The 2,627-nt window shown below is 68.3% G+C and carries 3 protein-coding genes; 2 read left to right on the top strand and 1 reads right to left on the bottom strand.

All coding sequences use genetic code 11. From position 1 onward, the window contains the following. Positions 1 to 425 precede the first annotated feature (425 nt). Positions 426 to 827 carry a DUF3040 domain-containing protein gene (locus tag A5646_RS16440; protein ID WP_066873395.1) on the bottom strand — a complete coding sequence of 134 codons (402 nt, stop codon included), beginning with the start codon at positions 825 to 827 and terminating at the stop codon, positions 426 to 428. Positions 828 to 1,177: 350 nt separating this feature from the next. On the opposite strand from A5646_RS16440, the gene A5646_RS16435 reads away from it, so the two are divergent. Continuing rightward, complete coding sequence (locus A5646_RS16435; RefSeq protein ID WP_066875993.1) at positions 1,178 to 1,786, top strand: N-acetyltransferase; 609 nt, start codon at positions 1,178 to 1,180, stop codon at positions 1,784 to 1,786. A gap of 81 nt (positions 1,787 to 1,867) precedes the next feature. Beyond that, the gene (locus tag A5646_RS16430; RefSeq protein WP_082972542.1) at positions 1,868 to 2,599 is read left to right on the top strand and encodes a DUF3153 domain-containing protein; all 732 of its coding nucleotides are present in this window, start codon (positions 1,868 to 1,870) and stop codon (positions 2,597 to 2,599) included. Positions 2,600 to 2,627: the final 28 nt, after the last annotated feature.

Below are 2,627 nucleotides of genomic sequence, written 5' to 3'. Positions count from 1 at the left end.
CATCGTAGCCTTGAACGCCACCCCGGAGACCAGCATCGCGAGACCGATGACGAACAGCGCCACGCCCCACTAAAGTCCCCCACAACGCCCCACCGACGGTATTTCGCCTGGTAATCGGTCCGCGATCCAGAGCGCGACAGACGTCCCGGGCGGGGCGCGACACACCCTTTGCGCGGCTTTGACGGCGTCCTGACGACGGATAACCCTGAAAACGCCGCGGCTACACCCTAAGAATGGGGCGTTGTGGGGGACTTTAGTGGGGCGTGGTGGGGCATCGATACCGAGACGCGCTGCGGTTAGGCCTCGATTGAGCAGCAGAACGGCATCGACGGTTGCGCGGAGGCCGGATGCCCGGCCGACGGCTCCCGCCCCCGGAAAAACAAATCGGGGCAGCCGATGGCTACCCCGAGTGTGTGTGGATGCGGTTAGTCGTCGAAACGACGGCGGAACCGGTCCTCCATGCGGCTGGTGAACGAGCCCCCGCTCTTGTTGCGGCGTTGACGCAGCGACGTGGCCGCCGGGCCGGAATGGTCGGGCCTGCCGGACAACCGGGGGCCGGTGATCGCGAAGATCACTCCGCCGAACATGACGATGAACCCGAAGACGCTGAGGATCGGGAAGTTTCCGATCATCGTCGCCTTGAACGCCACCCCGGAGACCAGCATCGCGAGACCGATGACGAACAGCGCCACGCCCTGCAACCGCCGGCGGGCGGTCGGTGCGCGAAAACCTCCACCGCGAACACTCGACGCGAATTTGGGGTCCTCGGCGTAGAGAGCGCTCTCGATCTGATCGAGCATCCGCTGCTCATGATCGGAGAGTGGCATTCGTCCCTCCTTGCCGACTGTTAGGCACGTGACTATCGGTAGCACGCGGATGCCCGTTGCGGGGGCAACTAATTGAAATGATACGAGGTCAATCTGCCCCATACCACTGGTTCGGCGCCGATTCTATCCCGGCCGCCCGCGGACACCCCCGCAGACCGGAACTGCCGTGCGCTACAACCGGCTTCCCGAACCGCGGCCGTTCGTCGGTCCGGTGTCACGACCACTCGTCGGGCCGTCGCACGTGGGTCCGATAATGGGCGATAGCGGCCCGGCCCGCCGCGACCACCTGCCGCCGACGCACCGCAGCGCCCCGCGCACCGATGAGGAACCGATGAGGAGGAGACCGCGAGTTGGCGATATTTCTCATCGATCTGCTGCCCCACGACATGGAGCGTCGCCTCGGTGACGCCCTGGCGGTGTACGTCGATGCGATGCGCTACCCACGCGGCACCGAGAACCAGCGCGCCGCGATGTGGCTGGAACACATCCGGCGGCGGGGCTGGCAGGGGGCCGGCGTCGTCGAAACCGAGGAGGCCGAAGACGCAGGCGGGCAACCGCCCTCGGCCGAGGCCCTGGCCAGCGCCCCGCTGCTCGGGGTGGCCTACGGCTATCCCGGCGCGCCCGGGCAATGGTGGCAACAGCAGGTGGTGCTGGGCATGCAGCGCGGCGGCTCACCGCCGCAGGAGATCTCGCGGCTGATGAACAGCTACTTCGAGCTGACCGAGCTGCACATCCACCCCCGCGCCCAGGGCCGCGGGCTGGGCGAGGCGCTGGCCCGACGGCTGCTCGCCGGTCGCGCCGAACAGAATGTGCTGCTTTCCACGCCGGAAACCAATGGTGAGCCCAACCGCGCCTGGCGGTTGTATCGGCGCCTGGGCTTCACCGACGTCATTCGCGGCTACCACTTCGCCGGCGACCCGCGGGCTTTTGCGATCCTGGGCCGCAAGCTACCGCTATAGCCGGAGCCGGCCCGCGACCCGGCCCAGGTCGGAAGACGCCACCTCATTCGGGTGGCACATCGGATCTGGCACGATGACCTGGTGCGAGCCAGCTCTCCCCCGCCCCGCAGCCGAGGATCCCGAGCGTCTCGAACTCGACGGCGCCGCCTGACCGCCCTCGCGCTGCTGCTGCTGGTGGTGCCGTTGGCCACCGGGTGCCTGCGGGTCCGGGCCTCGCTCACCATCTCCCCCGACGACCTGGTGTCCGGCGAGATCGTCGCCGCCGCGAAACCCAAGACCCCCAAGGACACCGGCCCCCAACTGGACAGCAACAACCTGCCGTTCAGCCAGAAGGTGGCGGTGTCGAACTACGACAGCGACGGCTACGTCGGCTCGCAGGCGGTGTTCTCCGACCTGACGTTCGCGGAGTTGCCGCAGCTGGCCAACATGAACTCCGACGCCTCCGGGGTGAACCTGACGCTGCGCCGCAACGGCAACCTGGTGATCCTGGAGGGTCGGGCGGATCTGACCTCGCTGACCGATCCCGAGGCCGACGTCGAGCTGACGGTCGCGTTCCCCGGGGTAGTGACCTCAACCAACGGTGACCGGGTCGAGCCCGACGTGGTGTCGTGGAAGCTCAAGCCCGGGGTGGTGACCACCATGACCGCCCAGGCCCGCTACACCGACCCCAACACCCGTTCCTTCACCGGAGCGGTGGTGTGGCTGTGCATCGCGTCGTTCGCGGCCGCCGGGGTGGTGGGGCTGCTGGCCTGGGTCAGCCGGGACCGGTCACCGCGGTTGACGGCGCCGCGCGACCAGCCGCCGCCCAGCTAGCTACCCCTGCCGGCCCGGTGACCAGTAG

Origin of the sequence: Mycobacterium sp. 1245499.0, assembly GCF_001673615.1 — a bacterium.
Taxonomy (GTDB): Bacteria; Actinomycetota; Actinomycetes; order Mycobacteriales; family Mycobacteriaceae; genus Mycobacterium; species Mycobacterium europaeum_A.
Note: the sequence above shows the minus strand (reverse complement) of the source record. Positions and strands in the feature narration are given on the sequence as shown.